This is a genomic window from Sphingopyxis witflariensis, from assembly GCF_002205635.1.
GTDB classification, from domain to species: Bacteria; Pseudomonadota; Alphaproteobacteria; order Sphingomonadales; family Sphingomonadaceae; genus Sphingopyxis; species Sphingopyxis witflariensis.
The window spans coordinates 157603-182637 of the sequence record NZ_NISJ01000001.1 but is presented as its reverse complement, the minus strand read 5'-3'; the positions used below and the strand labels follow the sequence as shown (position 1 = coordinate 182637).

Sequence of the window (25035 nt, the reverse complement as noted above, 5' to 3'; positions counted from 1 at the left end):
CGTCTCCGATAAAGTGTGTTGTCCGAATGCTACACGGTGGCGTCAGCCGAGTCTTGTATCGATTTGACCCCGGCGCCACGAGCCCGGGGTTGCGCCGCTGAGCCGTGCGACCGCATGTGTCATATGGGCCTGATCGGTGAAATGAAGGCCGTGCGCTATGTCGGCAAGCGCCTCGACGCCCGAGCGGATCGCCGCGAGCGCGGCGCGGGCGCGGACGTCGGCGCGATAGGCCTTGGGGGTGCAGCCATAGGCGGCGCGGAAGCCGCGGCTCAGCGTTTCGGCGCGCACGCCCGCGCGCTCGGCCCATTCGCCGAGCTGGATCGGCTCGCCGCCGCGCAGGTCGTGCGCAAGCAGGTCGGGCCAGTCCTGCGCCCGGTCGGGAAGCGCGACGAATTGCTCGGCGAAGGCCGCCGCGGCACTGCGCGGGTCGCATGCGGCGAGGCGGACGAGCGTGTCGGGATCGTCGACGCGTCCGCGCACTTGCGGGTTTGCCGCAAGTTCGGCGGGCAGATCGAGCACAAGCACGCGCGCACCCCTTGCCGCGACACGATCGAGGTGGGATTCGAAGGGATGGTGGATCAGCGCGTCGCCGGGACGGACGTCGAAGCGGCCCTCATCGCCGGCTTCCTGATAGCCGCCCTCCAGCACGATCGCGACAAACGCGTCGTCGTGGCAATGGCGCGCGCGCAGTTCGTGCGGGTGATGATCGAGCAGCCCGAGCGGGGCATCGGCGAACCGGTGCGACGCCACAGGCTTAGTCGCGCGCCTTGGCTGCTGCGCGGACATCCTGCGACCGGGCAAGCGGCATCACCAATATATCGTCGCCATCGACGATGACCGCAACATCCTCCATGCCTATCAGCGACACGCGTTTGCCGGGGGCGCGGACCAGATTGCCGCGGCTTTCATGCAGAAACACGTCGCCTACTGCGACATTGCCGTTGGCGTCCTTGTCCGCCGCGAGCGTGTGAACGGTCTGCCAGCTGCCAAGGTCGGACCAGCCCATCTGGACGGGGACGACGGCGACGCGATCGTCCTTTTCCATGACCGCATAGTCGATCGAATCCGACGGCGCCTTTTCGAACGCGATGGCGTCCGCGTAAAAAGCGTCGCCATCGTGCATGCCCGCCGCCACGGCACGGTCCGCCGCCTCAAAGATCGCGCGGCAATGGGTGAGCATCGCATCGCGCATCCGGCCCGCGCGAAACAGGAAAATCCCGGCATTCCAGCTGTAAGTGCCCGCCGCGAGCATTGCTTCGGCCTCGGCGAGCGGGGGTTTTTCGATGAAACGGCTAACCGCGAAACCTGCGTCGTCCAGCGGTGCGCCGCCGGCGATATAGCCAAAGCCGGTGTCGGGGCGGTCGGGGGTGATGCCGAAGGTCACAAGCCAGTCCTGCTGCGCGAGGCGCGCTCCCTGGGCAATCGCGGCGTGAAAGGCGGGGACGTCCGCGATGACATGATCGCTGGGCATGGCGAGCAGCAGCGTGTCGGCGTCGGACCGTGCGACGGCGAGCGCGATCGCGGCGGCGGTGCTGCGCGGCATCGGCTCGACCAGCAGCGAAGCTTCGGCCTGACCCATTTGTTCGCGGACAAAGGGGACGTGCGCATCGCCGCACAGGATGATTGGCGAGGCGAAAGTTTCGCCCGCCGGCACCCGCGCGACGGTCTGTTGGAACAGGCTGGTGCTGCTGGTCAGCGGCAGGAATTGTTTGGCGCGGGTGCCGCGCGATTCGGGCCAAAGCCGGGTTCCGGCGCCGCCGCACAGGATGACGGGTTGTATCGTTGCGGTCATGGCGTTCAGTCGATCCTCTTGCGTCGTCGGGCCTCCCTCGGGACGAGCGAGATTTGAGAAGTGTAAAATTAACCGACACTTCACCCCTGTTACCTACTATGGCGACCCGAAAGGGCGCAACGCTTTCCGATGTTCAGACTGTTCAAACATTATGTCCCGCGCGCGGTCGTCTGGCTGGCGCTGATCGAATTTCTCGCGCTGCTCGCGTCGGCGGAGGCGGCGTGGCATCTTTATGCCTATCAGGCCGGTTTCGACGCTGGCCCGCTCTCCGACCGCAGCCTGCCGCTCGCGACCTTTGCCGTCGCCAATTCGCTCGCGATGATGGCGACCGGCCTCTATGGCGGCGAGGCGCTGCGCTCGATGGGCTTTGCGACGGCGCGATTGCTCGCGGCGGTGTCGCTGGGCGTGATCTTCCTGTCGGTCGTCGGCTTCCTGTTTCCTACCGCGACCTTGTGGCGCGCGAACAGTTTCTACGCGATGGCGCTGGCAATCGCCGCGCTGTTCCTGATCCGGCTCGCGCTGACCCAGACGGCTGGCGCCGACGCCTTTCGCCGGCGCGTCCTGGTTCTGGGTGCCGGGCCGCGCGCGGCGCGCCTTGCCAAGCTGGCGAACGAACCGGGCAGCGGGCTGATCATGGCGGGATTTGTCGCCATGTCGCCGGTCGAAAAGAAAATCGCAGGGGCGGTTCCGCGCGACGCGATCGATAACCTGTCCGACCATGTCGTCGAACTGGGTGTGAGCGAGGTGGTGCTGGCGGTCGAAGAGCGACGCGGCGCGCTGCCGCTGACCGACCTGCTGCGCGTCAAAACGACGGGCGTCCATGTCAACGACATCTCAAGCTTTATCGAGCGGGAAACGGGGCGGATCGACCTCGCGACGACCAACCCCAGCGCGCTGATCTTTTCTGACGGATTTTCGGCCGAGCAGAGGATTTCCAAGGTCATCAAGCGCCTGTGCGACATTGGTGCGAGCCTCGCCATGCTGGTGATCGGCCTGCCGCTGATCCTTGTCGCCGGGATCGCGGTCAAGCTCGATAGCAAGGGGCCGATATTTTATCGCCAGTCGCGCGTCGGCCTGTTTGGCGAGCATTACAGCATCGTCAAAATCCGTTCGATGCGGACCGATGCCGAGGCTGCGGGGCAGGCGGTGTGGGCGAGCGAAAATGATCCGCGCATCACGCGCGTCGGAAAGATTATTCGCACATTGCGCATCGACGAACTGCCGCAGATATGGTGCGTGCTGAAGGGCGATATGAGCTTTGTCGGGCCGCGCCCCGAACGCCCGGCGTTCGTCGAGGAACTGGAACGCGAACTGACCTATTATGCCGAACGCCATATGGTGAAGCCCGGCCTGACCGGCTGGGCGCAGATCAATTACCCCTATGGCGCCTCGGTCGAGGATGCGCGGGTGAAGCTGGAATATGATCTCTATTACGCCAAAAATTATTCACCCTTCCTCGATCTGTTGATCCTGCTTCAGACGGTCCGCGTTGTGCTGTGGCCAGAGGGCGCGCGGTAAGCCATGATGGCGCTCGCGGGTCTGTCGCATCTCCTGTCCGGCTTGGCGCTGGTGGGCTTTTCCGGCGTCACCCTGTGGTTGTTGACGCGGGTTCGCGGGGGGATGGCGGCGCTGATGCCGGTGCCCGGCCGTCTCGTCGGAGCCGCAGCCGCGACGGCGCTGTGGTGCGCCGCGCTCTATGTCTTTTCCCCGGGATCGTCGCAGGCGCTGGTGGCGCAGGCGCTCCGCGACCTCGCCATGCTGGTCTGGATCAGCGGCACTTTCTGGACGCCTCAAGCGCCGATGTCGCGGTCGCTGCTTCTGATCCAGCGGCTCCTCGCGACGACGTGCCTGATCACCTTGTCGCTGGGCACCGCCGCCCATTGGGGTGTTGGCGGCGCGGGCGGCGCCTGGCTGGCGACGGGGCTGGCGAATGCCGCAATGATCGTTGCGGTGGGCGGGCTGCTGGTCGTCGATATCGGCGTGCGGCGTGGCGGTTCGGGCCTGCGCACCCCGGTCCTGGCCGTCGCAGGCGGCTTTGCGATGCTCTGGGCCTATGAACTCAACGCCCAGTTGATCGGCGCGCTGACCGGCAAACCCGCCCTGACACTGATCCTGCTGCAACCTGCCGTCGCGCTGTTGATCCTGCCGATTTTTGTCGTCGCCGCGATGGATATCGGCCGCGAACGGATGCGCCTGTCGCGCCCGGCGGCGATGCGGACGATCATCCTGCTGGCCGTCGCGGTCTATCTGATCCTGATCGGTCTGGCGGGCGCCGTCGCGCGCTTGATTGGCGGCGACTACGGCAATTTGGCGCAGGGGCTCTTCCTGATCGTCGCGCTGGGATCGGGGGGGCTGTTGTTCCTGTCGGCGCGCGCACGCGCGTGGCTGTCGGTGATGATCACCAAGCATTTCTTTGAACATCGCTATGATTATCGGGCCGAATGGATGCGCTTCACCGCGACGCTGGCGCGCGAGGGCGGGCAGGGCGACGGAGAGGATGGCCTGGGCCTCCATCGCCGCGTCGCCAAGGCGCTGGCCGAATTGACCGGCAGTCCCGGTGCGCTTTTGATGTTGCCCGATGCGTTGGGCGGTTTTCGCGTTGCCGACCAGTGGCACTGGCCAACCGCCTCCGAGGAGGGAGCGACGCTGTCGCTGCGCTCGGCCTTCATGCTCCAGGAAACGCGGCACATTGTCGATCTCGACGCGCAGCGGCGCGGCCAGAATAGTGCGGCAGAGGATCTGGCGATCCCCGGCTGGCTGCTCGCCGACCTGCGTGCCTGGGTTGTGGTTCCCGTGCTGCATTTTCAGCGCATGATCGCGGTCGTGATACTCCACCGCCCGGCGGTGTCGCGCGCGCTCGACTGGGAAGATCTCGACGTGCTGCGCATCGCGGGACAGCAGGCGGCAAGCTATCTCGCCGAATCGCAAAGCCAGCAGGCCTTGTCCGAAGCCCGGCGCTTCGATGAGTTTAATCGCCGCTTTGCCTTCATCATGCACGACATCAAGAATCTGGCGAGCCAGCTCTCGCTGCTCGCGCGCAATGCCGAACGCCACGCCGACAATCCCGAGTTTCGTGCCGACATGGTCCAGACGCTGAAAATCTCTGCCGGGCGGCTCAGCGACCTGCTCCAGCGTCTGTCGCCGCGCGAGCGTGGGCGTGCGGCGTCGGTCGAGCGAACCTTGATCGAGCCCTTGCTGAAAGCCGTAGCTGCGGAGGCGCAGCCTCGCCGCGCGCTGTTCACGGGCTGTCAGGCCGGGCTCGCCGCATGGGGCGATGCGGCCTCGATTCAGCAGATCGTCCAGCATCTGGTCGCCAATGCGATCGATGCTTCGGCGCCCGACACGCCCGTGCAGGTGATCGCCGTCGCCGAACAGGGGCGGGGGCGCATCGATGTGATCGATCAGGGCAAGGGCATGACCCCCACCTTCATCCGCGACGAGCTGTTCAAGCCCTTCGTCTCGACCAAGGAGGCGGGTTTCGGCCTTGGCGCGTTCGAGGCGCTGGGACTGGCGCAGGCGATGGGCGGCACGATCGAGGTGGCGAGCGAACCCGGGCGCGGCAGCAACTTCACCCTGTGGCTGCCGCTGGCCGAGGCGCACAGCGATCCGCCGTCCGCCGGCCATATGAGGAAAGTGGGATCGAAATGAGCGAGAGCGGCACGAGCCCAAGAAAATTGCTGGTGATCGAGGATGACGCGGGGCTGCAGGCGCAGCTCAAATGGGCCTATGACGGCTATCAGGTGCTGATTGCCGGCGATCATGACAGTGCGATCAATCTGCTGCGTGCCGAAGAGCCGGAGGTCGTGACGCTCGACCTTGGCCTGCCGCCTGATCCCGACGGGACGCGGGAGGGATTTCGGACGCTGACGGCGCTCCTTGAGCTCAAGCCCGATACGAAAATCATTGTCGTGTCCGGTCATGGCGAGCGCGCGAGCGCGCTCACCGCGATCGCGAATGGCGCGTGGGACTTTTACCAAAAGCCGATTGATATCGACGAATTGGGACTAATCGTTCGCCGCGCTTTCCATGTTCGCGATCTTGAGGTCGAGAATGCGCGGCTGGCCGGTCAGGGGGCGAGCGACAATCGCGTGCTGGGCGGGATGATCACGGGCGCGCCCGAAATGGCGAAGGTCGCGCGGATGATCGAGCGCGTCGCCAATCTGGGCGTTTCGGTGATGCTGCTGGGCGCGAGCGGCACCGGCAAGGAATTGCTCGCGCGCGGGCTGCACGAGGCGAGCGGACGCCGCGACGGGGCGTTCGTCGCGATTAACTGCGCCGCCATCCCCGAAAATCTGCTCGAAAGCGAGCTGTTCGGGCATGAGAAGGGCGCGTTCACCGGGGCGGTGAAGACGACCGAGGGCAAGATCGAGCTGGCGCATGGCGGCACCCTGTTTCTCGACGAGGTCGGCGACATCCCGTTGCCGCTTCAGGTCAAGCTGCTGCGCTTTTTGCAGGAGCGCACGATCGAGCGCATCGGCGGGCGCAAGGCGATTGCGGTCGATACGCGCATTGTGTGCGCAACCCACCGCGATCTCGATGCGATGATCGCCGACGGCGGCTTTCGCGACGATCTTTATTACCGGCTCGCCGAAATGGTCGTGAAGATTCCGTCGCTCGCCGAACGGCCGGGCGACGCGGTGTTGCTCGCGCGCCACTTCCTCCACCAATATGCGCCCGAAATGAACCCCGCGGTGCGCGGCTTCGCGCCTGATGCGCTGCAGGCGATCGACGAAGCGCGCTGGCCGGGCAATGTCCGCGAGCTCGAAAACCGCATCAAGCGCGCCGTGATCATGGCCGACGGCAAGCTGGTGATGCGCGAGGACCTCGACATGGCGGGGGCGGACGGGGAGGGCGACGAGACCTGGCTCAACCTGCGCAGCGCGCGCGAGGCGGCCGACCGTGTCGCGATCCGCCGCGCGATGATGCAGAGCGAGGGCAATATCTCGCTTGCGGCAAAGCTGCTCGGGATCAGCCGCCCGACGCTCTACGATCTGCTCAAACAATATCGGATGCATGCCTGAATGATCTGCCGGCGCTTCTGGGCGGGCGTGCTGCCGCTCGCGGTGATGCTCGCCGGATGCGATGGCGCGCGCCCGGAGGCGCCGCGCCAGATGCTTGAAGACCGGCGCATTGCGCTGCACGATGCCATCGCCGACAATCCGCAGGCGATCGCCGAACGTATCCAGCTGGCACGCGTTGCTTTTGGGCTCGGCGACGGCGTGGCGGCCGAAGCGGCGGTGAAAGGCGCGATCGACGCAGGCGGCAAGGAAGCCGCGCTGCGTCCGTTGCTCGCGCGCGCCTATGCGATGCAGGGCGACGGCAGCCGGGCGCTTCAGACGCTCGACGCCGGGCCGATCATCCCCGAAATGATCGGCGAAGCCGCGTGGGTCGCGGGCAATGTTCACCTCGCCAATGGCGACATCGGCGCTGCGCGCGAAGCCTATGACCGCGCGGTAAACGAGCTGCCGCGCGATGCCGCTTTGTGGGTCGATGTTGCGCGCTTTCGCGATGCCAATGCCGACACGCTCGGCGCGCGCGATGCGATCGACTATGCGATCGAGCTCGACAAAAACAACAGCCCGGCGCTGGCCTATAAGGCGAGTCTGATCCGCACCGAGCAAGGCCTGAACGCCGCGCTCCCCTGGTATGACGCGGCGCTGGTGGCCGATCCCGACAATGCCGGGGCGCTGATCGATCAGGCCGCGGTTCTGGGCGACCTTGGCCGCTATCGCGAGATGCTCGGTGCGCTGCGCCATGCCTCGACGCTCGTCCCCGGAGAGCCGCGCATCTATTATCTGCAGGCGGTGCTTGCTGCGCGCGCCGACAATTACCGATTGGCGCGCAGCCTGTTGCAGCGGACGCGCGGCGCGATGGACGATGTACCGGGGTTCATGCTGCTGAGCGCTGTCGTCGAGCTGGAATTGGGCGGCGAGGCGGTGGCGGCGACCTGGGCCGAGCGGCTGTTGGCCGACCAGCCGGACAATATGACCGCGCGGCGGATTCTCGCGGTCGCTGATTGGTCCGACGGCGATGCCGTTGCTGCCGCCGACGCACTGGCCCCGATTGTCGATCGGGCCGATGCCGACAGCTGGTCGCTGCTGCTCGCGGCGCGCGTTGCGGCCGAACTGGGGCGACAGGGCGAAGCATCCGCCTATCTGGCGCGGGCGGCGACGCTGACCCGGGGCGACGCAGCGCCGTTCGCGGTCGATGAGGATTATGGGTTGCTCACGGCGCTCGCTGACGCCGAGCCGCTGAACCCGGTGCATGCGGTCCCGGCGATTTCGGCCGATATCGCGGCGGGCAACGCCGCCCGCGCGATCGAACGCGCGGCGCGGCTACGCGATGCGAATCGCGGGGTCGCCGACGCGCATATCCTCCTTGGCGACGCCGCGCTGGCGGGCGGCCGTTTTGGCCTGGCGGTCGAGGCGTTTCGCGCCGCACGCGCGCTCGACGCAAGTGAGCGCACGACCCTGCGCCTTGCCAATGCGCTGTATCGCGCGGGCGATCCCGCGGGGTCGGGCGCCGCGATTCTCGCGCTGCGGGGCAGTCAGCCGTCGAGCATCGCTGCCGACCGGCTGGCGGGCCATCTGGCGATGGACATCAAACATTGGGATCAGGCGATCGATCATTTCGAGCGTGTCCGCCGCCGTATCGGCAGCCGCGATGTCGTGATTCTGCGCGAACTCGCGCGGGCCTGGGCGACAAAGGGCAATCGCGACCGCGCGCTGCCACTGATCGCGCGGGCCTATCGGCTCCAGCCGCTGAATGGTGAAATCATGAATTTCTACGCCGATCTTTTGGCGCAGGGCGGCGATGCCCAAGCTGCGGCAGATCTGCGCGACAAGGCGGCGCAGATCGGACGGTAGGATAAGTTCGTTGCCCGCCTTCGCCGGGGCGACGGTTAAGCGTCGGCTATATCCAGCAAAGTCCGCGCGTCGAGGCCGATGCGGCGCATCTGCTCGGCGACCGGCGGCCACACATTGGTCAGGAAATCTTCGCGCATCAGGCTGCGCAGCCGGTCGGTCGCGCCCGGCGCGACGAACATGCCGACCCCGCGCTTCACGATCACCAGACCTTCGTCCTGAAAGGTCTGATAGGCCTTGGCGACGGTCAGCGGATTGGCGCCCTGCTCGGCCGCGAGCGAACGCACCGACGGAAGTATGTCGCCGTCGCGAAACTGGCCATCGAGAATCGCGTTGGCGATCACGTCGCGCAAGCGTTGGTACACGGGTTTGGACTGATCGAGCATGCCGCCTTAATGCCATAAGACAGCAGCACAGTCAAACGCGTGTCGTTACAAAAGCCGGGTTTTCGTTGAAACTATATTTCCCAGGGCCCGACCACATCGTCATATTCGGGGCGCGGACGCTCATCCAGCTCTCTGGCTGCGGTGCCCAGAAAGAAATAGCCAACGATCGTATCGCCTTCGCCCGCACCGAATGCAGCGGCGACGTGGGGGTTATAGGCCGCCCAGCCGGTCAACCAGCTGCCGACATAGCCATGCGCATGCGCGGCATGGAGCAGGTTCATGCCCACCGCGCCCGCCGACATCTGCTGTTCCCACACCGGAACCTTGCTGCCGGGGACGGGTGTCGACAGAAGAACGAGCAGGGTGGGTGCCTGCTGCGCGAACTGGTCGAGCGCCGACAGGTCCATTCCCGCCGCACCGGGATTTTCAGATATCCAGGCCTGTTTGAGCAAGGCCGCAAGGGCCTCGCGTTGCTCGGCAGCGACCGTGACGATGCGCCAGGGTGCGAGCTTGCCATGATCGGGGGTGCGCAGCGACAGCGCAATAATCTCTTGCAGTTCGGCGGCATCGGGTCCGGGCGCGATCATGTCGCGGGCCTTGCCCGAGCGGCGGGTGGCGAGATGGGCGAGCAGCGAGGAGCGATCGTTGAACATGGTGTGCCATGTGGCGTTTTTGGCGCCGCAACGCAAGTGTTGCGAATGGTTCGCAACAATTTTCGGCCCTGCACAACCGGTTTCACACGCAATTAGATTCTTCCCATACGCAATTTTCGCGCTAGGGTTGCTCCATCCGCTCCCCGTTTCGAGGGGGCCAAGCAACCAAATATCAGGGAAGGGTCGCCATGACCAAAGCCTATGCCCAGCACGGGGATGCCGCCGGGACGTTTCTCGGCCACCCGAAGGGCCTGTTCGTCCTCTTTTTCGCGGAGATGTGGGAGCGTTTTTCCTATTACGGGATGCGCGCACTCCTGATCTTCTACCTGACCAAGCACTGGCTTTTCTCTGACGGCGAGGCTGGTGTCATCTATGGCGCTTATACCGCGCTCGTCTACATCACCCCGGTCCTCGGCGGTTATCTTGCAGACCGCTGGCTTGGGCAGCGAAAGGCGGTGCTCTACGGCGCCATATTGCTGACCTTCGGCCATTTCATCATGGGGTTCGAGGGCGATGGCGGACAGGATCCGGCCAGCCTGAGCATCTTCTGGCTCGCGCTTGCCTTCATCATCGTCGGTTCGGGCTTCCTGAAAGCCAATATTTCGGTGATCGTCGGACAGCTTTATCCGCGCACCGACGTGCGCCGCGATGGCGCTTACACCATTTTCTACATGGGAATTAATCTCGGTGCGGCGATCGGTTCGCTGCTTTGCGGCTATCTGGGCGAAGTTTACGGCTGGGCCTATGGTTTCGGTGCAGCAGGCTTCGGTATGCTCGCCGGCCTGATCGTGTTCGTCGTCTTCAAGCCGCTTCTGCTCGGCCGCGGCGAGCCTGAAAATCCCGCGAAGCTCGCCGAGAAGAAGTTTGGCATCAAGTTCGAATGGCTGCTCTATCTCGTCGGCCTCGGCGCCGTCGTCATCTGCTGGTGGCTGGTGCAGAACCAGGCGCTGGTCGGGACGCTGCTCGGCCTCGCCGGTCTGATCCTCGTCGCCTATGTCATCGGTACGGCAGTAATCAAACTGCCCCGCGAAGACCGCGACCGCATCTTTGCCGCGATGTTCCTGATCCTCGGGTCGATCCTGTTCTGGGCCCTGTTCGAACAGGCGGGCTCGTCGCTCAATCTCTTCACCGACCGCTATGTCGATCGCGGCAATGTTCCGGCGTCGGTGTTCCAGTCGATCAACGCCATCTATATCGTTCTGCTCGCGCCGCTGTTCGCGGCGCTGTGGACCTGGCTTGGCCGCCGCGGCATGGAGCCGTCGACCCCGGTCAAGTTCGGCCTCGCGATGCTCCAGCTCGGGCTGGGCTTCTACGCCCTCAAATGGGGCGCCGAAGCGGTCGGCATGGGCAATGCGACCCCGGTTCTCTTCATCTTCCTCATCTATCTGTTCCACACCATGGGTGAACTTTGCCTGTCCCCGGTCGGGCTCAGCGCGATGAACCGGTTGGCGCCCGCGCATATGGCGTCGCTGATCATGGGCACCTGGTTCTTCGCCTCGGCCACCGGCAATTTCGTCGCTGGTTTGATTGCGGCCGCTACGGGGTCGGAAAAGGCGAGCGGTGAGGGGGCCGGCAAGGCACTGGTGCTCGACGTCTACAGCACGATCGGACTTTATGCCGTCGGCTTTGGCGTCCTGGTGATCGTCGTGTCGCCGCTGATCAAGAAGCTGATGCACCTCGACACTCTCAGCGATGCCGATGCGCTTGCCGGACAGGGCGAGATTGGCGAAGCGCAGGCTGCGGGCATTCATCCTGAAGCCAAGGGGGCGTAAATATGATCCGGGGTGTGAAGGGCAGCCTGCTGGCTGCGGTGTCGCTGGCGTTCGCCGGTTGTGCGGCCACTGGAACATCGGGCGGCGGCGAAGCGAATTCGGCGGGCGACAAGCCCGCCGCAACCGCCGACAAGCCGGTCAAGTTCAACAAGGATCCCTATCCGTCGACTTACAAGCCCTATGCGGGGCGGGTCACGGCGGTCCGCAATGTGACCATCTTCGACGGTGAGGGCGGGCGGATCGACAATGGGACGATCCTGCTGGTGAACGGCAAGGTTGAGCGCGTCGGCGGCCCCGACACGCCGATCCCGGTGGGCGATGTCGCGGTCTTTGACGGCACCGGCAAGTTCGTCACCCCCGGTGTCATCGATATTCACAGCCACTTGGGCGATTATCCCTCGCCCAGCGTCGACGCACATGATGACGGCAATGAGGCGACCAGCCCGACCACCCCCGAAGTCTGGACCGAACATAGTGTCTGGCCGCAGGATCCGGGTTTCAGCCGCGCGCTCGCCAATGGCGGCGTGACCAGCCTGCAAATCCTGCCGGGCAGCGCGAACCTGATGGGCGGCCGTTCGGTTACGCTGAAGAATGTGCCGTCGCGCACGGTGCAGGGGATGAAATTCCCCGGCGCGCCCTATGGCCTGAAAATGGCGTGCGGCGAAAATCCGAAGCGCGTTTACGGTGCCAAGGGGCGGATGCCCTCGACCCGCATGGGCAATTTCGCGGTCAACCGTGCGACCTGGGCAAAGGCCGCCGCCTATAAGAAGAAGATGGACGACGGAAAGGCAGTCGACCGCGACCTTGCGATGGAAACGCTTGCGGGGGTGCTGTCGGGCGAAATTCTCGTCCACAATCATTGCTACCGCGCCGACGAAATGGCGCTGGTGATCGATATGAGCAAGGAATTTGGCTATAAGGTGTCGACCTTCCACCACGCCGTCGAAGCCTATAAGATCGCCGATCTGCTCAAGGCGGAAGGCATTTGCGGCGCGCTTTGGGCCGACTGGTGGGGCTTCAAGATGGAGGCCTATGACAGCGTGCCCGAAAATGTCGCGCTGACGTACAAGGCCGGCGCGTGCACGATCGTCCATTCGGATGACGCGAACCAGATTCAGCGGCTCAATCAGGAGGCGGCGAAGGCGCTGAAGGCCGGCCGCCGCATGGGAATGCAGATCAGCGACGAACAGGCGTGGACATGGCTGTCGTATAATCCCGCGAAAGCATTGGGGATCGGCGACAAGACTGGCAGTTTGAAACCCGGCAAGATGGCCGATGTCGTGCTGTGGAACGGCAATCCGTTCAGCGCCTACACCCGCCCGGAAAAGGTATGGATCGACGGCGCGTTGATGTTCGATGCGATGGACCCGAAACGGCGACCGGTCAGCGATTTCGAACTCGGCCAGCCCGGCGAAGGGGATGTGAAATGATGCGCGCACTTCTGCTTTCCGTCGCGGCTCTGGCCGTCACGGCCCCGATCGCCGCACAGGACATTGCGATCACCAACGCAAAGCTCGTCATCGGCGACGGTAGCGCGCCGATCGAGGGCGGCACGGTAGTCGTGCGCGGCGGCAAGGTCGTTGCGGCGGGTGCCGGCGTCGCCGTTCCCGCCGGGATCGAACGCGTCGATGCCAAAGGCCGCTGGGTCACGCCGGGCATCGTCGCGGCGTTCAGCCGCGTCGGGCTGGTCGAGGTTGATGCGGTGTCGGGAACCAACGACCGGTCGGCGGGGCGCTCGCGCTTCTCCGCCGGGCTCGATATCGCGCCGGCGCTCAATCCGATGGGCTCGCCCGTCGCGGTCAACCGCGCCGCCGGGGTCACCCGCGCGATCGTCGCACCGGGCAGCAGCAGCAATTTGTTCGCCGGACAGGGGGCGGTCGTCGACCTCGCCGACGATATGGACATGGTCACGCGCCCGCGCGCGCTCCAGTTCGTCGCCTTTGGCGAAGCCGGGTCGGCCAAGGCCGGCGGCAGCCGCGCCGCGACTTTCCTGCTGTTCCGCGAACAATTGCTTGCGGCGCGCAGCTATGCCCGCAACCCCGCCGCGCTTGCCGAATGGGGCAATGATGCGATGATCCAGCGCGCCGACGCCGATGCGCTGGTGCGGGTGATCGATGGCACCACGCCGCTGTTCGTCCGCGTCGACCGCGCGGTCGATATCGTCAACGTCATCAAGCTGAAGGGGGAGTTTCCCGCGCTGAAGCTCGTCCTCGTCGGCGTGACCGAAGGCTGGCTCGTCGCGCGCGACATTGCCGCCGCCAAGGTGCCGGTGCTGGTATCGCCGCTGACCGACCTGCCCAGCAGCTTTGAACAGCTCGGCGCGACCCAGTCGAACGCCGGACGATTGAAGGCTGCGGGCGTCGATGTGTCGGTCGGTGTGTTCGATGACGACGATGCGCATAAAATGGGCTATACCACGCAATATGCCGGGAATTTGGTCGGACTGGCCAGACTGCCGGGAGCGAGCGGGCTGAGCTGGGACCAGGCTTTTGCCGCGATCAGCAGTGCGCCTGCCCGCGCTGTCGGGATGGACGCCAGCATCGGGTCACTCAGGGCCGGACGTGTTGGTGACGTGGTCATCTGGGACGATGATCCGCTCGAACTCGGCAGCCGTCCGACGATGGTCTGGATCGACGGCAAGCGCCAGTCGCTGACGACGCGGCAGGACCGTTTGCGCGATCGCTATGCCACGCCGCAGGAAGGCGCGCTGCCCAAGGCCTATGACAGATAAACGCCGCGCCTGACCAGCGCTGCACCGGGAAAGAGGGAGGAGAGAGAGGCCCAATGCAACCGATGTCGCTTCTGGTCACAACATGCGTCCTGTTCGTCGGGTCGCATTTGCTTCTGTCACATCCGCTGCGCGCGCCGCTTGCGGGCCGGATGGGCGAGCGGTCGTTTCTGATCGTCTATTCGGTCGTGGCGATCGCAACGCTTGTCATGCTCGTGCAGGCGTGGCGCGGGATGCCCGCAGAACCGCCGATATGGGCGGTCGGCGATGGGCTGTGGATGTTCGCGTCGCTGCTGGTGCTGTTCGCCAGCATATTGTTCATGGGCTCGCTGATCGGCAATCCGGCGCTGCCCGCGCCGAACGCCGCCTTTGCCGCACAGGGCGCCGCGCGCGGCGTCTTCGCGATCACGCGCCACCCGATGATGTGGGGCTTTGCGCTCTGGGCCTTCGCGCATGCGCTAGTGGTGCCGACGCCGGGGCAGTTCATCCTGTCGGCGACGATCATCTTCCTCGCGCTCGTCGGATCGGCGGGGCAGGATGTGAAAAAAGCGCGGTTGATGGGTGATACATGGCGGCACTGGGCCGCGCGCACGAGTTTCATTCCCTTTGCCCGTCAACTCAGCGGGCGCGGTTCATGGGGCGACACGATCCCGCGGCCGCACGCGCTCTTCGGCGGCATTGCTGTCTGGCTCGCCGCGACCTGGGCGCATGGCGCGCTGGGCTATATGGTCGCGGGAATCTGGCGTTGGGTGGGGTAGGGCGATGAATGATGCGACGCAGATCGCGGACCTGTCGCTCCGCCTGCTCGGGCGGCCGCTTGAGGAGCTCGACGGTGACGAGCGCCGCGTTCTCGACGCCATCGCCGAACGCCGTCTGACCAGCCGCGACGCCGCCGATCTGGTCGATCAGGAATCCAGTTTTGGTGCGCGCCTGTCCGACCATGTTGCTGCCGTTGGCGGGTCGTGGGGTTTCATCATCCTGTTCACCGTCGTTCTGCTCGGCTGGATGCTGCTCAATTCGGAAATATTGGCGCGCTGGGGGCTCGCGTTCGACCCCTATCCGTTCATTTTCCTGAACCTGATGCTCTCGACCCTCGCGGCGGTGCAGGCGCCGATCATCATGATGAGCCAGAACCGCGCGTCGGCGAAGGACCGGATCGCGGCGGGGCTGGACTATGAAATCAACCTGCGCGCCGAGTTGGAAATCATGCGGCTGCACCACAAGATGGATGAGCTGATGGGTGAGGTGAAGGGGTTGAAGCGCTAGAATCCACCCTGTTGCGCAGCAATGGGGAGGGGGACCGCCGCCGCAGGCGGTGGTGGAGGGGGCTCTGGCGTCCAAGCCCCTCCGTCAGCGCTTCGCGCTGCCACCTCCCCATGCCTGCGGCACAGGGAGGATCGAGAAGTGCTACAACCGCACCATCCGCATACCCTGTTCGCCATAGCGCGGCCCACTCGTGCCGCCGCGGGGTGCCGCCGCTTCGATCGCCGCGAGATCGTCGGCAGTCAGCGCCAGCTCGGTTGCCGCGACGCTATCCTCCATCGTCACCCGGCGCTTGGTGCCCGGGATCGGCACAATATCCTCGCCCTGCGCGAGCAACCACGCCAGCGCGACCTGCGCCTTCGACGCCTTATGCTTGTCAGCGACCGCGCCGATCGCATCGACGATCGCGAGGTTGGCCGGCAGATTCTCGTCCGAATAGCGGGGATCATTGCGGCGCCAGTCACCCTCGGGCAGCTCGTCCCGGCTGCGCACCGCGCCCGCCAGAAAGCCGCGGCCGAGCGGCGAATAGGGGACAAATCCGATGCCATGCTCGCGGCAGACGCCCAGGATTTCCTCTTCCACATCGCGCTCCCAGATCGAATATTCGCTCTGCAACGCGGTGATCGGCGCGGCTTTGGCGGCGCGGCGGAGCGTGTCGGGGCCAGCTTCGGACAGCGCGATGTGGCGCACCTTGCCCTCGTTCACCAACTCCATCATGCCGCCGACGACTTCCTCGATCGGGATCGAGGGATCGACGCGGTGCTGATAGAAAAGGTCGATCGTGTCGATACCCAGCCGCTGGAGCGAGCCTTCGCACGCCGCGCGCGCGTTGGCGGGCGATCCGTCGACGCCGACGATCTGATTGCCCTCGAATTTGAACCCGAATTTGGTCGCGATAATCAGGCCGTCGCGCTTGCCTTTGATGGCTGCGCCCAGCAGTTCTTCGTTGCTGAACGGGCCGTAAATTTGCGCGGTATCGAAAAAGGTGACGCCCAGATCGATCGCGCGGTGGATCGTTCGCGTCGATTCATCAAGGTCGGCGGCTTCGCCATACAGGATATTGCCGCCCTTGATCATCGGCATGCAGCCGATGCCGATGGCGGAGACTTTCAGGCCGTGGCCGAGGGTGCGATATTTCATAATGCCTCTCCTGCTGGTTCGTCGTCGACACCGTCGGCGGCATATTTGGTTGCGGCGACATCGCCGACGACATTACCTAGGGTTCGGAAGATATCGGGAAAAGTCTCGACCGCGACGAGCAGCCCGAGCGGCGCGACGGGGACGCCCATCGATACCGCGATCGGCGCGATTGAGGTCACAAAGCTGATCGACCCGGGCAGGCTGACCGAACTCAGCGCCGCGGCCATGGCGACGCCCAGCCCGACCGCCATCTCCCAAGGTGTCAGCTCGATGCCAAACAGCCAGGCGACATAGACCACGACCGCAAGGTTCATCGCCGGGCTGGTGAAACGGAAGAGCGCAACCGCGAGCGGCAGCACGACGTCGGCCTTTTTCGGATCGACGCCCAGCGTTTCGGTCGCCTTGAGCATTGCGGGAAGGCTGGCGAGCGAGCTTTGCGTGCTGATCGCGACCGCGAGCGTCGGAACCATCGCCTGGACAAAGCGCGGCAGCGAAATGCCGACCACGAGCCATGCAAGCAGCAGGCCGAGCAGAAGGCAACTGACGCCGACGCCCGACAGGATCAACACATAATGGATGAGTCCCCCAAAAGCCGCGACGCCGGCCTTGACCGAGAGTGCATAGCCGAGCGCGAAAACGCCGATCGGCGCAAGCGCCAGCACCCAGCCAATGACGATCAGCATCGCGTCGCCGAGAGCCCTGAACAGGCCCGAGAGCGTCGCGCGCTGTTCGGGCTGGAGCTTGGTAATCGCAAAGGCGAAGATGGTCGTAAAGACGATCAGCGGCAGCACCGTCGTCTCGGCCGCGGCAGCGATCGGGTTGGACGGGATCAGGCCCAGAATGAAGTCGGCGAATGTCGGCGAAGGCGGTGCTTCGCTCGTCCCGCCGAGCCCATGGCGCAGCGCTTCGGCCGCATTGGATGACATCGGAAAAAGGCGCAGCAACAGCGGCGTGACCAGAAGAGACATCAGCCCCGAAAGGAAGATGGCGCCCAGAAAGATCATCACCGAACGCCCGGCCAGCGCGCCCGCCCGCGCCGCATCGGCGGTCGCAGTAATGCCGGTGACGAGCAGCGCGACGATCAATGGAATGATCGTCATCGTCAGCGCCTTCAGCCACAACAGGCCGACGGTTTCGATATAGGGGAGCGACGCCGTCCCCGCGGCGGGCGAGAGCGTTTCCACGCCGATCCCCAGCAGCATCCCGGCGACCAGCGCCGAGAGGATAATCCATGCCGATTTCACGCTATAATCTCCCGGCAATCCCCCCGGCCAGCTTGCCAAGCAAAAAAGGGTGACCTAGGGCCATCCCGGTAACCCGGGGTAGGCCTTCTTCTCCCCACGGCTTAGGTAGCAGAGGTGGCATGCGCAAGTTTTTCGGCACCGACGGCATCCGCGGTCTGACCAATCAAGTTCCGATGACGGCTGAAGTCGCGATGCGCGTCGGCATGGCGGCGGGCACGCATTTCCTGCGCGGTGACCACAAGCATCGCGTGGTGATCGGCAAGGACACGCGTCTGTCGGGCTATATGCTCGAAAACGCACTGGTTGCGGGCTTTACCAGCGTCGGGATGGATGTGGTGCAGGTCGGGCCGATGCCGACCCCGGCGGTCGCGATGCTGACCCAGTCGATGCGGGCTGATCTGGGCGTCATGCTGTCGGCGAGCCACAACCCCTTTCATGACAATGGCATCAAAATGTTCGGCCCCGACGGCTATAAATTGTCGGACGCCGACGAGGCGCAGATTGAACTGCTGCTCGACGCGGCGCCGAAGCTCGCCGACCCCGCACAGATCGGTCGCGCCAAGCGGATCGAGGATGCGCGCGGCCGCTATATCCATGCGGTGAAACAGAGTCTGCCACAATCGGTGCGGCTCGACGGTCTGAAGATCGTGCTCGATTGCGCCAATGGCGCCGCTTACAACAGTGCGCCAACGGTGTTCTGGGAACTGGGCGCCGATGTCGTGGCGATCGGCGTCACCCCGAACGGGATCAATATCAACGACCGGTGCGGATCGACGGCACCTGCGCTGCTTCAGGAAACCGTGGTCGCGAGCGGCGCCGATATCGGCATCGCGCTCGACGGCGACGCCGACCGGCTGATCATTGTCGATGAGGCGGGCGCGATCGTCGATGGCGACCAGATTATGGCGCTGATCGGCGCGAGCTGGGCGCGTCAAGGGCGGCTGAAAGGCGGCGGCGTCGTCGCCACCGTGATGTCGAACCTCGGCCTCGAACGCTTCCTCGAGGGGGAAGGGCTGCGGCTCGAGCGTACCAAGGTCGGCGACCGCCATGTTCTCGAACGCATGCGAAGCGGTGGCTTCAACGTCGGCGGTGAACAGTCGGGGCATATGATCCTGTCCGACCATGCGACGACCGGCGACGGCACGCTCGCGGCGCTTCAGGTGCTTGCCGAACTGGTGACGACGGGCAAGCGCGCCAGCGAATTGCTCCACCAGTTCGATCCGGTGCCCCAGTTTTTGAAAAATGTCCGTTTCGCAGGCGGCAAGCCGCTCGATGAGGCAAGCGTCAAGGCGGCGATCGCCGAAGGCGAAGCCGCGCTCGCGGGCCGGGGGCGGCTGGTCATCCGGGCCTCGGGCACCGAACCCCTCATCCGGGTCATGGCCGAAGGCGATGAAGCGACCGAGGTTGAACAAGTCGTCGACAGCATCTGTGACGCAGTAAGAAAGGCAGTAAGCTAAAATGTTGGAAATGCGCCCCGATTGTGAAAAGTGCGGCCGCGATTTGCCCGCCGATATCCATGGTGCTTTCATCTGTTCTTTCGAATGCACCTTTTGCGCGAATTGCGCCGACAAGTTCGATGAGCGTTGCCCCAATTGCGACGGCGACCTGCTAGATCGGCCGTTGCGCGAAGGCGCGCAGCTGGCGAAATTCCCCGCCTCGACGGAGCGGAAGCACAAGGGGTGACCATAGCCTTCTTCCGTCATGCCGGACTTGATACGGCATCCATAACCGCCGCAGCGTCCTGGACCCCTGATCAGGTCCGGGGTGACGATCATTTGGGTGGCCGCTCATGACCGCACGCGTCCTGATCGTCGCCGGGTCGGATAGCGGTGGCGGCGCGGGGATTCAGGCCGATATCAAGACGGTGACGATGCTGGGCGGTCACGCAATGACCGCGATCGCCGCGATCACCGCGCAAAACACGATGGGCGTACAGGGCGTCCATGCCGTGCCGACCGACATGGTGCTGATGCAGATCGACAGCGTCGTCGCCGACATCGGCGTCGATGCGGTCAAGATCGGCATGATCGGCAGCGCGGAGACGGCAGCGGCGGTCGCCGAACGGCTGACGCGCCCCGATCTTGCGGGCGCGGCGGTGGTGTTCGACCCCGTGATGGTCTCGACGAGCGGGTCGGTGCTGGCCGACGCCGGCACGATCCGCGCGTTCGAAAAGCTGCTCGCGCGGGCAAGCGTAGCGACGCCGAATCTTGGCGAACTCGATGCGCTCGGCGGCGAGGCCGCGGTGCTCGCGCACGGTTGCGCGCTGCTCGTCAAGGGCGGGCATGGCGCGGGCGAGACGGTGATCGACCGATTGCTCGAGCCGGGCGAGGGCGAAGTCGCGCGCTGGGAAGCTCCGCGCATCGATACGCAGCACACCCACGGCACCGGCTGCACGCTGGCGAGCGCGATCGCGACCGGCCTCGCGCAAGGCATGCCGCTCGAGCCCGCCGTGGCGCGCGCGCGCGATTTCGTGCGGCTCTCGCTGCTCGATGCGCCGGGGCTCGGCGAAGGTCATGGCCCGATGGGGCATCAAAAGGTGCGCAACGACGGGCTGTTCACCGGCCCTGCGCTCAACCAGTTCACCTTGCCCGCGAGCGACTATGCCGCGTCGGTCGCCTTCTACAAACAGATGGGGCTGACGCTGATCGTCGATAGCACCGAAAATGGCTATGCGCGCTTCGAAGCGACCAACGGCGTCACCCTGTCGATTCACGTCGGCGACGGCGCGGCGGGCGGGGCGGTGACCTATCTGGAGAGCGGCGCGCTCGACGCATGGGTCGCCTATCTCGCGCGTCGCGGCGTGCGTTTCGACCAGATGCCGCGTGACGAGGAGTGGGGCTGGCGCGAAGCACGGCTGACCGACCCCGCGGGCAATCGCCTGTGCCTCTATCAGGCGGGCGAATATCGGCGCTACCCGCCGTGGCGGGTTTAAGGCGGACCCAGCTTATGTTGACCCGTTCGTGTCGAGCGAAGTCGAGACACCCATCGGGGTTGCGCCAGACCGAGGGGCATCTCGACTTCGCTCGATGCGAACGGAACAATTGGCTTTTCTCCGCTTCCGGCAAGCGGGAGGGGAATCCATGATTGTCGGCGTCGACGAAGCCGGACGCGGGCCACTCGCGGGGCCGGTGGTCGCCGCCGCCGTGTTGCTCTGTGACGGCGGCATCGCGGGGCTCGACGACAGCAAAAAACTCACTGCAAAACGCCGCGCCGTGCTGGAAGCTGAAATCAAGGCGCGCTGCCGCTGGGGCATTGGCGAGGCGAGCGTCGAGGAAATCGACCGCATCAACATCTTGCAGGCGACCTTTCTCGCGATGACGCGCGCGGTCGAGGCGCTGGGGTTCGAGCCCGCCGAGGTGCTGGTCGACGGCAATCGTCTGCCGCGCTGGACATATACCGCCCGCGCGATCGTTGGCGGCGATGCGCTTCATCCCTGCATTTCGGCAGCGAGCATCCTCGCCAAGGAGCATCGCGACCGCTTCATGGTCGCTGCGGCGCAGGACTTTCCGGGCTTTGGCTGGGAACGCAATATGGGCTATGGTACCGCCCAGCATCTCGCGGCGCTGCGTCAATATGGCGCAACGCCGCATCATCGGACCAGTTTTGCCCCGGTCGCACAAGTGCTGCTGGTCTGACCAAAAACCTCAAGAGGGGGAGTGGGTAATGCGCAGCGGATTCACGGCCGACGATGTCGGCGCGCAGACCGGACGGCGCTTCCTCGTCACCGGCGCCAACGCCGGGCTCGGCTTTGAAACAACAAAGATACTCGCGGCGCGCGGCGGCCATGTCGTGCTGGCGTGCCGCGATCAGGCCCGTGCCGAAGAAGTGATGAACCGCATTCGCGTCGATGTGCCGAAGGCCGACTTGTCCTTTCAGCCGCTCGACCTCGCCGATCTCGATCAGGTGCGCGATGCCGCGAAAGCCGTGCTGGCGGGACCGCGCATCGACGTGCTGATCAACAACGCCGGGGTGATGATCCCGCCGCGGACGCTGACCAAAGAGGGCTATGAACTGCAATTCGGCGTCAATCACCTCGGCACCTTCGCCTTCACCGGGCTGGTCCATCCGCATGTTACCGACCGCATCGTGATCACCGCCAGTCTCGCGCACAAGAGCGGCGAGATGGACTATAGCGACCTCGATGCCAGCCGCAGCTATCACAAATGGCCGCGCTATCAGATGAGCAAGCTTGCGAACCTGCTCCATATGTTCGAACTCGACCGGCGGTTGGGCGCGGCAGCACGCGCGACGCAGGCGATCGGGTGTCACCCCGGCGTCGCGCTGACCGAACTCACGCGCCACCTGCCGCTGCCGCTGCGCAGCATGACACCGCTCGCCGCACCCTTTTTCAACAGCGCCGCGCAGGGCGCGTGGCCGACCCTGCAGGCGGCGACCGGCGCGCATGTCCAGGGCGGCGACTATCTGGGGCCACAGGGGCTGGGCGAGGTTTCGGGCCGCTCGGGCCCCGCACGGGCGACGCGCGACGCGCGCGATCCCAAGCTGGCGCGCGAATTGTGGGAGCGTTCGGTCGACCTGACGGGGATCGATCCGGGGCTTTGAACGACGATTGAGACAAAGGGGTAGGCATTGACACAAAATAGGATGCGCGAGGGCGCGCTGCATGACGGCGCGGGGCGCCTGCTCGACCCCGGCTATGCGACGCGCGAGGTTCGCCGCTACGACCGCGCGGCAATTTCCGCCGAACCCGTCCGTATCAAGGAATGGGACTATTACTGCATCCTCGATGCCGATTTCGGACTGGCGCTGACCGTCGCCGACAATGGCTATGCCGGTTTTTTGGGTGTGTCGTGGATGGATTTGCGCGGCAAAGGCTTCGTCAATCACGGCGCGCTGATCCCTGCGCCGATGGGCGCCATGGCGCTTCCGCCCAGCGCCGACAGCGGCGATATCGTCCACGCGCAGGACGGGCTGGAACTGGCCTTTCGCCACGAGCGGGGCGGGCGGCGCCTGACGGTCCATGCCCCGGGTTATGACGAGGGACGGGGATTGTCGGGGGAGATCTGGCTCGGCCAGCCCGATATGGACCGGATGGTGATCGCGACCCCTTTCGCCGATGACCCGCATGCCTTTTACTATAATCAGAAAATCAACTGCATGCCGGCGCGTGGGCGTGTGAAGATCGGCGGCGAGAGCTATGATTTCGCGCCTGAAAATGCCTTTGCGGTGCTCGACTGGGGGCGCGGCGTCTGGACTTATGACAATGTCTGGTATTGGGGGTCGGCATCGGGGTTGGTCGATGGCTGTCCGTTCGGTTTCAACATCGGCTACGGCTTTGGCGACACTTCGGCGGCGAGCGAGAATATGCTGTTCGTCGACGGCCGCGCGCACAAGCTCGATCAGGTCGCCTTCCACATGCCCGCAGGCGCACCCGACAGCGGGCCGTGGCGCTTTACGAGCAATGATGGCCGTTTCGAGCTGGATTTCGCGCCCGCAGTCAATCGCTGGGCGAAGGTTGATGCGGGCATGATCAAGACCGAGCAGGATCAGGTGTTCGGCTGGTTTTCGGGCAGGGTGATCCTTGACGACGGCACGCCGATGCAGGTGCGCGACCTGCCGGGCTTCGCCGAGAAGGTGTGGAACCGCTGGTAGCGATAAATCCTCCCTGCCGCGAAGCGATGGGGAGGGGGACCGCGCCCGCAGGGCCTGGTGGAGGGGCTCTGGAGCCGAAGCCCTCCGTCAGCGCTTCGCGCTGCCACTTCCCCATGCCTGCGGCACAGGGGGGACCCGTTCGAAAATATTTTTCGCCGGTGAGTCCTCTTTGCCACACCACCAGTGGTTGAGTCTCCGAGTCGCGCCTGACTCCATATGGTGTGCCAGACTCCTTTCGTTCTCATCCCGTTAACCGCTTAGTCACCCGGAACCCCTAGGGTCTGGCGCTTGACGGCGGACTCCGCCTGACTCATCAGGGCCTTCTTTCGATTAAGAGCAAGGGGCGAAAACATGGGTGTGATGGAACGGGTCAAGGCGCCGGCGGTCAAAGCGCGCGCGGCGAAACCGGCCCCGGTCGAGCTTCCGCTCGACAGCATCCTGCAGGGCGATTGCGTCGAAATGATGCGCTCGCTCCCCGCCGCCAGCGTCGACATGATCTTCGCCGATCCGCCGTACAACCTCCAGCTCGGCGGCGATCTCCATCGTCCCGATGGCAGCCAGGTCGACGCGGTCAACGACGAATGGGACAAGTTCGACAGCCTCGCGACCTATGACCGCTTCACCCACGGCTGGCTGAAGGAAGCGAAGCGCATCCTGAAACCTGGCGGCAGCATCTGGGTGATCGGCAGTTATCACAATATCTTCCGCGTCGGGACCGCGCTCCAGGACAATGGCTATTGGATCCTCAATGACATCGTGTGGCGCAAGGCGAACCCGATGCCCAATTTTAAGGGTACGCGCTTCACCAACGCGCATGAAACGCTGATCTGGGCATCGATGGGCGAAAAATCGCGTTACACCTTCAACTATCGCGCGATGAAGACGCTCAACGATGAATTGCAGATGCGCTCCGATTGGCTGATCCCGATCTGCGGCGGCGGTGAACGGCTCAAAAAGGGCGGGACCAAGGTCCACCCGACGCAAAAGCCCGAAGCCTTGCTCTATCGCATCCTGCTCGCCTGCTCGAACCCCGGCGACGTGATCCTCGATCCCTTCTTCGGCACCGGCACCACCGGCGCGGTCGCGAAGCGCCTCGGCCGCCACTATATCGGCATCGAACGCGAGGATGATTATATCGCCGCGGCGAAAGAGCGCATCGAAATGGCGCTGCCGCTCGACGAGAGCGCGGTGAAGACGATGATGGCGCCGCAGGCTGCAACGCGCGTCGCGTTCGGCATGCTGGTGTCGGGCGGGATGATCGCGCCGGGATCGGTGCTCACCGACAGCAAGCGTCGCTGGAAGGCGAAAGTGCGCGTCGATGGCAGCCTCGATTGCGAAGGCTATCCCGCGGCATCGATCCACAAGATGGGCGCTGCGGTGCAGGGCGCGCCGAGCTGCAACGGCTGGACCTTCTGGCATGTCGATACCAAGGACGGGCTGCGCGAGATCGACACGGTGCGGCAGAATTGGTTGCTGGCGAACGAGGCGTAATATTACAGCATATTACAGCGTTATTGCGAGGAGCGTCGCGACGCGGCAATCCAGGGCAGGCGTAAACCGCCCTGGATTACTTTGCTTCGCTCG

The 25035-nt window shown here is 65.0% G+C and carries 22 protein-coding genes; 16 read left to right on the top strand and 6 right to left on the bottom strand.

Features of this window, described 5'->3' with window-relative positions:
- Positions 1-42 precede the first annotated feature (42 nt).
- Positions 43-750 carry a helix-turn-helix domain-containing protein gene (locus CDQ91_RS00985; protein WP_158213584.1) on the bottom strand — a complete coding sequence of 236 codons (708 nt, stop codon included), beginning with the start codon at positions 748-750 and terminating at the stop codon, positions 43-45.
- A 4-nt stretch (positions 751-754) separates the two neighbouring features.
- Positions 755-1792: a mannose-1-phosphate guanylyltransferase gene (locus tag CDQ91_RS00980; RefSeq protein ID WP_088470841.1), complete on the bottom strand. Its 1038-nt coding sequence runs from the start codon at positions 1790-1792 to the stop codon at positions 755-757.
- Positions 1793-1921: 129 nt separating this feature from the next.
- Between CDQ91_RS00980 and CDQ91_RS00975 the strand changes: the two genes are divergently transcribed.
- Genes CDQ91_RS00975 through CDQ91_RS00960 form a run of 4 tightly spaced genes read left to right on the top strand, consistent with a single transcriptional unit; the run spans position 1922 to position 8658 of the window.
- Positions 1922-3310 (top strand): TIGR03013 family XrtA/PEP-CTERM system glycosyltransferase, encoded by a 1389-nt coding sequence (locus CDQ91_RS00975; protein WP_088470840.1) that lies wholly within the window; start codon positions 1922-1924, stop codon positions 3308-3310.
- Between the two features lie 3 nt (positions 3311-3313).
- A complete protein-coding gene (gene prsK, locus CDQ91_RS00970) occupies positions 3314-5440 on the top strand; it encodes an XrtA/PEP-CTERM system histidine kinase PrsK (RefSeq protein WP_088470839.1) in 2127 nt (708 codons plus the stop codon).
- Positions 5437-6813 carry a PEP-CTERM-box response regulator transcription factor gene (prsR, locus tag CDQ91_RS00965; RefSeq protein ID WP_088470838.1) on the top strand — a complete coding sequence of 459 codons (1377 nt, stop codon included), beginning with the start codon at positions 5437-5439 and terminating at the stop codon, positions 6811-6813. The genes prsK and prsR overlap by 4 nt, the downstream gene beginning before the upstream one ends.
- A complete protein-coding gene (locus tag CDQ91_RS00960; protein WP_088470837.1) occupies positions 6814-8658 on the top strand; it encodes a tetratricopeptide repeat protein in 1845 nt (614 codons plus the stop codon). It begins immediately after the preceding gene.
- Positions 8659-8693: 35 nt separating this feature from the next.
- Here CDQ91_RS00960 and CDQ91_RS00955 read toward each other — a convergent pair whose 3' ends face one another.
- Both CDQ91_RS00955 and CDQ91_RS00950 read right to left on the bottom strand, forming a co-directional pair.
- Positions 8694-9041 carry a GntR family transcriptional regulator gene (locus tag CDQ91_RS00955; protein ID WP_088470836.1) on the bottom strand — a complete coding sequence of 116 codons (348 nt, stop codon included), beginning with the start codon at positions 9039-9041 and terminating at the stop codon, positions 8694-8696.
- Positions 9042-9112: 71 nt separating this feature from the next.
- Positions 9113-9694: a nitroreductase family protein gene (locus CDQ91_RS00950; RefSeq protein WP_088470835.1), complete on the bottom strand. Its 582-nt coding sequence runs from the start codon at positions 9692-9694 to the stop codon at positions 9113-9115.
- Positions 9695-9882: 188 nt separating this feature from the next.
- Between CDQ91_RS00950 and CDQ91_RS00945 the strand changes: the two genes are divergently transcribed.
- From CDQ91_RS00945 to CDQ91_RS00925, 5 genes are read left to right on the top strand one after another with little or no spacing between them, the layout of a single operon-like run.
- Positions 9883-11466 carry a peptide MFS transporter gene (locus CDQ91_RS00945; protein WP_088470834.1) on the top strand — a complete coding sequence of 528 codons (1584 nt, stop codon included), beginning with the start codon at positions 9883-9885 and terminating at the stop codon, positions 11464-11466.
- 2 nt (positions 11467-11468) lie between these two features.
- A complete protein-coding gene (locus CDQ91_RS00940) occupies positions 11469-12896 on the top strand; it encodes an amidohydrolase (RefSeq protein WP_088470833.1) in 1428 nt (475 codons plus the stop codon).
- Positions 12893-14197, top strand: coding sequence for an amidohydrolase family protein (locus CDQ91_RS00935; protein WP_088470832.1), 1305 nt, complete (start codon positions 12893-12895; stop codon positions 14195-14197). Before CDQ91_RS00940 ends, CDQ91_RS00935 begins: the two co-directional genes overlap by 4 nt.
- Before the next feature lie 53 nt (positions 14198-14250).
- Positions 14251-14952, top strand: coding sequence for an NnrU family protein (locus tag CDQ91_RS00930; protein WP_088470831.1), 702 nt, complete (start codon positions 14251-14253; stop codon positions 14950-14952).
- A 4-nt stretch (positions 14953-14956) separates the two neighbouring features.
- On the top strand, positions 14957-15460 hold the full coding sequence (locus CDQ91_RS00925) for a DUF1003 domain-containing protein (protein WP_088470830.1): 504 nt from the start codon (positions 14957-14959) through the stop codon (positions 15458-15460).
- A 141-nt stretch (positions 15461-15601) separates the two neighbouring features.
- Here CDQ91_RS00925 and CDQ91_RS00920 read toward each other — a convergent pair whose 3' ends face one another.
- Together CDQ91_RS00920 and CDQ91_RS00915 are read right to left on the bottom strand one after the other, a co-directional pair.
- Positions 15602-16597, bottom strand: a complete 996-nt coding sequence (locus CDQ91_RS00920) for an aldo/keto reductase (protein WP_088470829.1) — start codon at positions 16595-16597, stop codon at positions 15602-15604.
- Positions 16594-17841: a dicarboxylate/amino acid:cation symporter gene (locus CDQ91_RS00915; RefSeq protein WP_088470828.1), complete on the bottom strand. Its 1248-nt coding sequence runs from the start codon at positions 17839-17841 to the stop codon at positions 16594-16596. Before CDQ91_RS00915 ends, CDQ91_RS00920 begins: the two co-directional genes overlap by 4 nt.
- Before the next feature lie 119 nt (positions 17842-17960).
- On the opposite strand from CDQ91_RS00915, the gene glmM reads away from it, so the two are divergent.
- From glmM to CDQ91_RS00880, 7 genes are all read left to right on the top strand, one after another.
- A complete protein-coding gene (gene glmM / locus CDQ91_RS00910) occupies positions 17961-19298 on the top strand; it encodes a phosphoglucosamine mutase (protein WP_088470827.1) in 1338 nt (445 codons plus the stop codon).
- A 1-nt stretch (position 19299) separates the two neighbouring features.
- On the top strand, positions 19300-19524 hold the full coding sequence (locus tag CDQ91_RS00905; protein ID WP_088470826.1) for a DUF1272 domain-containing protein: 225 nt from the start codon (positions 19300-19302) through the stop codon (positions 19522-19524).
- Between the two features lie 106 nt (positions 19525-19630).
- On the top strand, positions 19631-20773 hold the full coding sequence (thiD, locus tag CDQ91_RS00900) for a bifunctional hydroxymethylpyrimidine kinase/phosphomethylpyrimidine kinase (protein WP_088470825.1): 1143 nt from the start codon (positions 19631-19633) through the stop codon (positions 20771-20773).
- Positions 20774-20921: 148 nt separating this feature from the next.
- Positions 20922-21476, top strand: coding sequence for a ribonuclease HII (locus CDQ91_RS00895; protein ID WP_088470824.1), 555 nt, complete (start codon positions 20922-20924; stop codon positions 21474-21476).
- A gap of 28 nt (positions 21477-21504) precedes the next feature.
- Positions 21505-22401 carry an oxidoreductase gene (locus tag CDQ91_RS00890; protein WP_088470823.1) on the top strand — a complete coding sequence of 299 codons (897 nt, stop codon included), beginning with the start codon at positions 21505-21507 and terminating at the stop codon, positions 22399-22401.
- 27 nt (positions 22402-22428) lie between these two features.
- Entirely contained in the window at positions 22429-23451 is a 1023-nt protein-coding gene (locus CDQ91_RS00885) for a DUF2804 domain-containing protein (protein ID WP_237245764.1), read from the top strand.
- A 351-nt stretch (positions 23452-23802) separates the two neighbouring features.
- Positions 23803-24942 carry a site-specific DNA-methyltransferase gene (locus tag CDQ91_RS00880; RefSeq protein WP_088470821.1) on the top strand — a complete coding sequence of 380 codons (1140 nt, stop codon included), beginning with the start codon at positions 23803-23805 and terminating at the stop codon, positions 24940-24942.
- The last annotated feature ends 93 nt before the right edge of the window (positions 24943-25035 follow it).

Bases quoted from the DNA above. Each gene is read 5' to 3' on its own strand.
- CDQ91_RS00980 (WP_088470841.1), bottom strand. From the start codon at position 1,792: ATGACCGCAACGATACAACCCGTCATCCTGTGCGGCGGCGCCGGAACC.
- CDQ91_RS00975 (WP_088470840.1), top strand. From the start codon at position 1,922: ATGTTCAGACTGTTCAAACATTATGTCCCGCGCGCGGTCGTCTGGCTG.
- prsK (WP_088470839.1), top strand. From the start codon at position 3,314: ATGATGGCGCTCGCGGGTCTGTCGCATCTCCTGTCCGGCTTGGCGCTG.
- prsR (WP_088470838.1), top strand. From the start codon at position 5,437: ATGAGCGAGAGCGGCACGAGCCCAAGAAAATTGCTGGTGATCGAGGAT.
- CDQ91_RS00960 (WP_088470837.1), top strand. From the start codon at position 6,814: ATGATCTGCCGGCGCTTCTGGGCGGGCGTGCTGCCGCTCGCGGTGATG.
- CDQ91_RS00955 (WP_088470836.1), bottom strand. From the start codon at position 9,041: ATGCTCGATCAGTCCAAACCCGTGTACCAACGCTTGCGCGACGTGATC.
- CDQ91_RS00950 (WP_088470835.1), bottom strand. From the start codon at position 9,694: ATGTTCAACGATCGCTCCTCGCTGCTCGCCCATCTCGCCACCCGCCGC.
- CDQ91_RS00945 (WP_088470834.1), top strand. From the start codon at position 9,883: ATGACCAAAGCCTATGCCCAGCACGGGGATGCCGCCGGGACGTTTCTC.
- CDQ91_RS00940 (WP_088470833.1), top strand. From the start codon at position 11,469: ATGATCCGGGGTGTGAAGGGCAGCCTGCTGGCTGCGGTGTCGCTGGCG.
- CDQ91_RS00935 (WP_088470832.1), top strand. From the start codon at position 12,893: ATGATGCGCGCACTTCTGCTTTCCGTCGCGGCTCTGGCCGTCACGGCC.
- CDQ91_RS00930 (WP_088470831.1), top strand. From the start codon at position 14,251: ATGCAACCGATGTCGCTTCTGGTCACAACATGCGTCCTGTTCGTCGGG.
- CDQ91_RS00925 (WP_088470830.1), top strand. From the start codon at position 14,957: ATGAATGATGCGACGCAGATCGCGGACCTGTCGCTCCGCCTGCTCGGG.
- CDQ91_RS00920 (WP_088470829.1), bottom strand. From the start codon at position 16,597: ATGAAATATCGCACCCTCGGCCACGGCCTGAAAGTCTCCGCCATCGGC.
- glmM (WP_088470827.1), top strand. From the start codon at position 17,961: ATGCGCAAGTTTTTCGGCACCGACGGCATCCGCGGTCTGACCAATCAA.
- CDQ91_RS00905 (WP_088470826.1), top strand. From the start codon at position 19,300: ATGTTGGAAATGCGCCCCGATTGTGAAAAGTGCGGCCGCGATTTGCCC.
- thiD (WP_088470825.1), top strand. From the start codon at position 19,631: ATGACCGCACGCGTCCTGATCGTCGCCGGGTCGGATAGCGGTGGCGGC.
- CDQ91_RS00895 (WP_088470824.1), top strand. From the start codon at position 20,922: ATGATTGTCGGCGTCGACGAAGCCGGACGCGGGCCACTCGCGGGGCCG.
- CDQ91_RS00890 (WP_088470823.1), top strand. From the start codon at position 21,505: ATGCGCAGCGGATTCACGGCCGACGATGTCGGCGCGCAGACCGGACGG.
- CDQ91_RS00880 (WP_088470821.1), top strand. From the start codon at position 23,803: ATGGGTGTGATGGAACGGGTCAAGGCGCCGGCGGTCAAAGCGCGCGCG.